Raw genomic sequence first — 6,329 nt, 5'->3', positions numbered from 1 at the left:
TGGCTCGCTTCATCTGTCCGTCCTTCAGAAGGCCGGACTCTAACTTCAACTGGAGGAAATCGGCAGGGGCAGGTCAATACCACGCTATGCCAAAGCGTCGACCATCAACAGCCGAGTCAGCGCCTGGCCGGTGACTCGATTGTTCTCGACCAGAAGGGCTCATTAAGAAGCTCCGCAAGGAAACTAAGGCCACCTCAGTTGGCGGCCTATTTCTTATGGGCAATTTTTGCGGAGTCGCTTGGGTCTCGCAATGAGCAAGCCAAGAATCTCCCGCCAAGTTTCAGGCGCGAAGCTATCCTCCGCAAAGCCAGACAAGCCGAGACTGGATTGCATTGTGCGAGGGGCTGCGGTTCCCCGGCTCGCACGCACCGAAGTGGCTCACAACGCAAAGGACCGCTGTCGTCTACAGCGGCCCCTCACGCTTTCCGGGTTTCAATAATTCCGAAATGAAATGGCTTAGCCAGCCCCGGAATGCCACTTTGTCCCGGTTAACAGATCGTTTCTATAACCTATGTGAATCAGCGCCCCTAATTCTTTCGTGGAGGCCGCCTTGTTTGGCTTGGCCACCGGCGGCACTGCGTCTGAACATCCGGCCGGTTCACGACGTAAGGATTGCTCGGCGGTGTGGGGTTAGCCGTACAAGCGAAGCCACCTTGTGGCGCTCCGGCCCAGCAAGATTTCGGCGCGATCCACCATCAACGTGGTGGCTTGGAGAGCGGGGAGGTCCATAGGAACTTTCGGAGGTGCAACCCATTGAGCGGTCATTCAAGTAGAGGACCGCTCTTGAACCACATCGCCGTTATCTTGATCTTGCTCGTTGGCGGCTCTTCGCTCGCCTTGGCCCAGAGTACAGGTGGATCGAGCAGTGGCGGCTCGGCGGCGAGTGGAACTGCAGCCGCCGGCTCGAAAGGTTATGCGGGCGGCACCCTATCGACCGGGCATACCATAAGCGGCACTGGGGGCTACTCCAGTCCCAACGTGGGCAACGCGCTCAGCCACGCAGCAACCGGCGACGTGGATGCTTCCTCGGTTAGTCCGGCTCCAACTTCCCACGACAACGCGGTGGATACGCCCGCCGCCGAACGCGCCATAAAGAACCTGGGCAACACCGACATCGGCATTCTCAAGAAGTAATACATGCTGCGCAGCCTGCGCGAGGCCGAGCGTTTTCTTCCCTCGCGATCCTGCGAGGCCGATCGCGGCCCGGCAGGAATATAGATGGAGGCATGTGGTTGTGTGCGCGGCCCTGACAACGCCGCATCCATTTGGCCGATAATCTCGCCGGGCGGTGCGCCGATTGCGGCTGCGGCGTTCAGTATCGCCCGCATGCGCCTGCCGACGCGCGCAAGCTGTGCTTTGAATGCGCGCTGCCGTCCCTTGAAGAGAACGACACCAAGCTCGTCACCACCCAGCGCATGGTCGAGGATGTCCACGCCTACATGCAAAAGAAGCGGCACTGATGATCACGGAGGTGCTCGCCCAGATCGAAGCGCCAAACTTTACCGCCGGGATCGTGCTGTTCGACGACGTGGTGGTCGAGACGGCACCCGTCGTCCGCTACATGCGGCGATCCTCAACCTGCACGGCATCTCGGATTTCGAGGCGCTGCATTCCGGCCAGTACAATGAGGAGGTGCAGTTCTACGCCTTCGACATGCTGGGGGAGGATGACGACGATCTGCGTCGGTTCAGATTGCTCAATCGCAAGACTCGGCTGGCATGAACGGCGCGTTGATCCGCTCGATATTAATGCGGCCATCCTGGACGGTCTCGACGTTGGCTGCGAGCTCGACGAGCTTGCGCGCGGCGGCCTCGGGATCGGCGTAGGGGCGGCCGTCGGTGTATTTCATCATCAAGTACCCGTGCCACGGCCGATTGCGGCCGTCCTGGAAGATCGATTGTCGAAAGCTTGCAGAAAACACTCAGTCCCAACGGTTATTTGGAGAACCCGGATTTAAGCGAACCGAATAGTTCCCTCTCGAGGAACGCTTGTGGGCTCAAAGCTTTTGTTTCAGTACACGGGAGAGAGACATGAGCAAGGAAACACCCAAAGACGATCCGCGGCAACAAGCCGAGCAGGCGACGCACAAGCAGACGGACAAGCCTTGGAAGGGCAATCCGGAGACGGAGCAGCGCAACGAAGCCAACCTAGATCTCGAAAACTGGCAGAAGACCGACACACACTAGGCACGCTTATGGCAGTCAACGCGGGAGACTCGCAATGAACATACGCCTATCGATAGCAGCAGCGGTGCTCGTCCTTTCGACTGCCAGTGCAGTTGCGCAGTCTACCGGCGCTCCGAGCGGACGAGGGGCGACCACGGGTGACCCCGCAGCAAGCTCGGCGGCGCCAAGTAAAGATCCGCGTGCCACCACCGGCATGTCCCCTGGTTCGAGCAGCGGAAGTGGAACGTCCACCTCTGGCGGCAAAGACGACAATGGAGATCAGGGCCGGGACAAAATGCCGGACAGCAACATGAATGTTAAGCCCCAAGACCAGCAGCCGCAAAAGCCGCACTAGGTGGAGCCTGCGGTTCTCCCGACGTGCGCAGCGGCTGACCACACGGGCGACATTGCGACGCGGCGACTTCCGGATCTGCGTAGAGCCGGCTCTCGGCGTGCTTCATCGGTAAACCTTTCCTGCTTGCGCGGCGTAGATGGTAGCTCTCCGCCGGATTCCGGCTGTCGAATGTGGTGCCACAGACGCAGCGCATCAGCGTGCTCCGGGTCTCGCTGTCGAGCTTCTCGCCCCGCGCGCGCCTGGCCTTCATCTCGGCGCATTCGCGATCGTGCTGTGGATTGATGGACGCAGCGAGCACGACGGGTATGAGCGTTTGGTGAGTGCCATATGAGTGCCGCCGAAGAGACGATGGCTAGCGCAATCCAGCAAGCCCGGATGGTGCTGACACGTGGCGTCCTTAATGGACTCCAGTAACCGTCGATCGCTCGAGGGTGACAGAGGCCGCAATCGAGCCGGCTGCCCTGCGTGAAGAAACCTCGACGTGAGTACGTGGTGTACTGCTCCAAAATACGTGCCGCCGCGGCCAGCGCGCATTGTTGTTTTTTTCGCCCGCGACCTTTCGGCAAGCTCTGCAATCCTGACAGAATGCGAATCCGGCGACCATTGTGTCCCAGAATATCGGACCAGTCTCCAGGTACGTCGGCACACGATCGCGAAGCGAAGCAATAGTAGCCTAACCTTTGTTATCCTCGTCGGACTGCTTTTCCCCCAAGCGTGTGCGTAACTTGGTTAGCTTCGAGCCGAGGGTCTCTTCACGTGGCACTTTTCCGTTCTCGCCTACAGTTCGTCCTCTGAAGCGGAGGATGCCGCGGCGAAGGGCGTCGTATGCTTCGAGGAGTGGCGGTGTCAGCGAGAAGAAGGCGCCAAGCGCAACCGCGATGATCAGGTGTCGAAGCGAGAGGGGCGGGTCGTCAGCAGGGGGTTCATCGGCCCGGACCTGTGCGGGCAGAAGAGCGCCCGTCTTGTTCCCGGAGTTGGGCGCCCGGTTCTTTCGCGGCGCTATCATCACAACGACGACCAGAAGATTGATTAACAGCCAGACGCCGAGAATGATGAGAATTGTGCGCATTAAAAATCCCGAGCGCTTGTCGCCTAAATTCGCAGCATTCTAAAACCCACTACGTTTATCTGGATTGTGCACCTAACGCAAAATCACCGGCCGACGCAGGCCAATCCGTCGTAACCGTACTGCGGCTGTCTGCGCAGGTAAGCTCGGGCACCGCAGGCTCGACCAATTGGCCGCTGGCGCGGCGCTTCCTGGACTGGCCCGCGTAGGGGCTCGGCTGAGCGATTGGCTTACCTCTTCGGGACTAGCGCGTGCGGGGTAAGGAACAACAAACAATCCTTTTGGATTTAAAATTATGCCGCGATACTTTTTTCATGTGATCCACCACCGCCGCCGGCTTGGTCAAGAGGGTAAGGACCTGCCCGACAGGCACGCCGCTTGGAAAGCAGCCGTCGAGACGGCCGGACAGAGGTTGAAGGGCCTCGATGGCAGGCTTAAGCCCGAATGCGACTGGCGGATAGAGGTCACGGACGAATTTCAAAAGACCCTATACGCTCTGCACATCGGCGCGGAGAGGCCGAGATAAGGCCGCCTCAGTTGTTCGGCCCGTACGTTTCTTGCGGGTCAGCCGACCGTCACTGAGCGTCAGCTTCACCTAAGTGCCGCTCTCATGCTTCGACAACCGGCCGTGTTCGACGCGAACTTCATGCCGGATTCGCTGCCACTGGGCTTTAGCTTGACCAGGAATAGTGCATAGAACTTCTCGATATAGATGCGGCCAAGCTGGCGGATCGACGCTGGCGGCAAGCTCGACGAACTTGCGCGCGTGCTTCCGGGGCAGGGTAGGGTCGTTCATCGAGATGCTTCACCAGCGAACCTTTCCTGCCGCCTGCGCGGCGTAAATGTGAGCGCGATGCGGGTAGCTCTCCGCCGGCTTCCAGCTATCGAATACCATCCCGCAGACCCAGCGCATTAGCGGGTTTCTGATCTCGCTGTCGATCTTCTTGATGGACGCGGCGAGCACGGCAGGTTTTGTGTGCTGGGGCGGGATAGAGCTTGCTGTGGTAGCTTGTGCGCGTCTAAACTCTACCGCCAAAGCCAAACACTTGAACTCCTATTGCGCCGCCGGGTTGTTCCAGTAGTCTACGTGACAGACAAATTTACGCATTTGGACATCTAATATCCCGCTCGGCATCCACCTATTTGGCCCACGAGCGCCATTTTCGAGAGCTTTTGGCAACCCATTCTTGCGTCGAGGACCCGATGTTGTATGGGCCGATTTTGTTGACGTCGTTTATTTCTACTACTTATCGTCGCGATGTTTCGATTGCCCGCGAAATGTCGGTATGCCCAGACGAACATTAATTCGAGCCGGTCCTTCAGCCGCGCCTTATAAGTAGGATTAATCATTTGGGACAACCACCGACATCTCGCTTGGAGTTTATCGGTATCCAATACTTGAGAGGCGCTGCTGCTTTGATGATCGTCGTCTTTCATTGCGGAGCCCAAATAAGCCGCGGAGGTGCTCCACTTCCTAATCATCAATGGCTCACCCTGGGAGTTGATGTCTTCTTCGTAATCAGCGGCTTCATAATGTGGGTCTCTACTGCTCCACCAAGTGATGTCAGCCCTTGGCGCTTTTGGTGGCGGCGTGTGCGTCGTATCGTTCCGCTGTATTGGCTTGTCACCTCAATTGCCGTCGCCGCGCTCGTGTTGACTCCATCATTAGTTAAGTCGGGAAAATTTGATCTCTGGCACGCCGTGAGTTCGTTCCTTTTCGTTCCCTCGAGTCATCCCATCACAGGGAAGGTGGAACCAGTCGTCATTCCTGGTTGGTCACTGAACTACGAAATGTTTTTCTACTTCATTTTCGGCGCGTGTTTGTTTTTAGGAAGACGCTTTCGATTGCTCGTGCTCTTGACTGTATTGGTGGTGCTCATTGTCGCCGGTTTCGTTTTGAAACCTGAGAACAAGACAATTGCGTTTTACACGTCGCCATATCTTGCTGAATTCGCTGTCGGCGTGGTGCTCGGCTTTTATGTGACAAGGGGAGGGCGCGCACCACGAGCCGCGTGTATAGCGCTTTTGCTTCTGGGCGCGTCATTATCGCCTGCGACTGAATCTGGTCTGATCGGTGCGCTGGTCGCGTCCGCGGCAGTCGTTGCTGGAATCGTGCTTCTTGATGTCTCTCAGCCAATTGAATTTTACTGGTTGCCATGCTTGCTGGGAGATGCGTCCTATTCGATTTATATCACGCATTCCTTGGTGATATCCGCGTTCGGGCAGTTGTATCAGCGAGTGGGTCTGTTCGAACTCACTCACGGAGTTCAGTTGTATATTGCTGGCGCAGTGCTGACTGCAACGGTGGTCGGAGTGATCGTCCACCAAATGATTGAATTGCCTATTCTGGGTAATGCGTTTTCCCGTCGAGCGGAGCCGTCGTCTGCCTAGAAAGAGCGTGCCAATCGCCGGGCTTCTGCAACGCCAAGAGGCCGTCTTCGATATAACGAACGAGCGATGCAATCGGGTAAGTCGCTTTGGCCGCCGGGCGAACGGTGGCTCGGCTCCAATTGTATCACTACCTGCGCGAGGCAAATATGATGCAACACGGTTGACGGTACCGCTTCATCGACGAAAGTGCAGATGGTCGTCACCAATACCTTCATCCCCTCATTCCCCGCCGTGCACGGACGCGGCGGTGAACTGGTGGTTCGAAGCGTCGCCTTGTAAGCGATGTTCTCAGGCCACGCGCCAGCGTTCTTGGGTAGCGAGATAGGCCCAGGGTAGCAGTTCGTCGATCTGG

At 57.8% G+C, this 6,329-nt stretch carries 7 protein-coding genes; 5 read left to right on the top strand and 2 right to left on the bottom strand.

The annotated features are described in order from the left end of the window. Nucleotides 1-783: 783 nt before the first annotated feature. Both AC0L3X_RS46290 and AC0L3X_RS46285 read left to right on the top strand, forming a co-directional pair. A complete protein-coding gene (locus AC0L3X_RS46290) occupies nucleotides 784-1,134 on the top strand; it encodes a hypothetical protein (RefSeq protein WP_085399372.1) in 351 nt (116 codons plus the stop codon). Nucleotides 1,135-1,265: 131 nt separating this feature from the next. Then, on the top strand, nucleotides 1,266-1,460 hold the full coding sequence (locus AC0L3X_RS46285) for a hypothetical protein (RefSeq protein WP_085399371.1): 195 nt from the start codon (nucleotides 1,266-1,268) through the stop codon (nucleotides 1,458-1,460). Nucleotides 1,461-1,696: 236 nt separating this feature from the next. On the opposite strand, the gene AC0L3X_RS46280 is transcribed toward AC0L3X_RS46285, so the two are convergent. After that, complete coding sequence (locus tag AC0L3X_RS46280; protein ID WP_161495767.1) at nucleotides 1,697-1,852, bottom strand: hypothetical protein; 156 nt, start codon at nucleotides 1,850-1,852, stop codon at nucleotides 1,697-1,699. Nucleotides 1,853-2,030: 178 nt separating this feature from the next. Between AC0L3X_RS46280 and AC0L3X_RS46275 the strand changes: the two genes are divergently transcribed. Further along, nucleotides 2,031-2,186: a hypothetical protein gene (locus AC0L3X_RS46275; RefSeq protein WP_201266136.1), complete on the top strand. Its 156-nt coding sequence runs from the start codon at nucleotides 2,031-2,033 to the stop codon at nucleotides 2,184-2,186. A gap of 1,007 nt (nucleotides 2,187-3,193) precedes the next feature. Here the strand turns inward: AC0L3X_RS46275 and AC0L3X_RS46270 are convergent. Further along, complete coding sequence (locus AC0L3X_RS46270; protein WP_201266135.1) at nucleotides 3,194-3,589, bottom strand: hypothetical protein; 396 nt, start codon at nucleotides 3,587-3,589, stop codon at nucleotides 3,194-3,196. Nucleotides 3,590-3,881: 292 nt separating this feature from the next. On the opposite strand from AC0L3X_RS46270, the gene AC0L3X_RS46265 reads away from it, so the two are divergent. Further along, a complete protein-coding gene (locus tag AC0L3X_RS46265; RefSeq protein ID WP_085399368.1) occupies nucleotides 3,882-4,112 on the top strand; it encodes a DUF6894 family protein in 231 nt (76 codons plus the stop codon). Between the two features lie 824 nt (nucleotides 4,113-4,936). Then, the gene (locus AC0L3X_RS46260; protein ID WP_349642876.1) at nucleotides 4,937-5,977 is read left to right on the top strand and encodes an acyltransferase family protein; all 1,041 of its coding nucleotides are present in this window, start codon (nucleotides 4,937-4,939) and stop codon (nucleotides 5,975-5,977) included. The last annotated feature ends 352 nt before the right edge of the window (nucleotides 5,978-6,329 follow it).

The organism is Bradyrhizobium sp. MI1.7, from assembly GCF_055811795.1.
Note: the sequence above shows the minus strand (reverse complement) of the source record. Positions and strands in the feature narration are given on the sequence as shown.

Bases quoted from the DNA above. Each gene is read 5' to 3' on its own strand.
- AC0L3X_RS46280 (WP_161495767.1), bottom strand. From the start codon at position 1,852: ATGATGAAATACACCGACGGCCGCCCCTACGCCGATCCCGAGGCCGCC.
- AC0L3X_RS46275 (WP_201266136.1), top strand. From the start codon at position 2,031: ATGAGCAAGGAAACACCCAAAGACGATCCGCGGCAACAAGCCGAGCAG.
- AC0L3X_RS46270 (WP_201266135.1), bottom strand. From the start codon at position 3,589: ATGCGCACAATTCTCATCATTCTCGGCGTCTGGCTGTTAATCAATCTT.
- AC0L3X_RS46265 (WP_085399368.1), top strand. From the start codon at position 3,882: ATGCCGCGATACTTTTTTCATGTGATCCACCACCGCCGCCGGCTTGGT.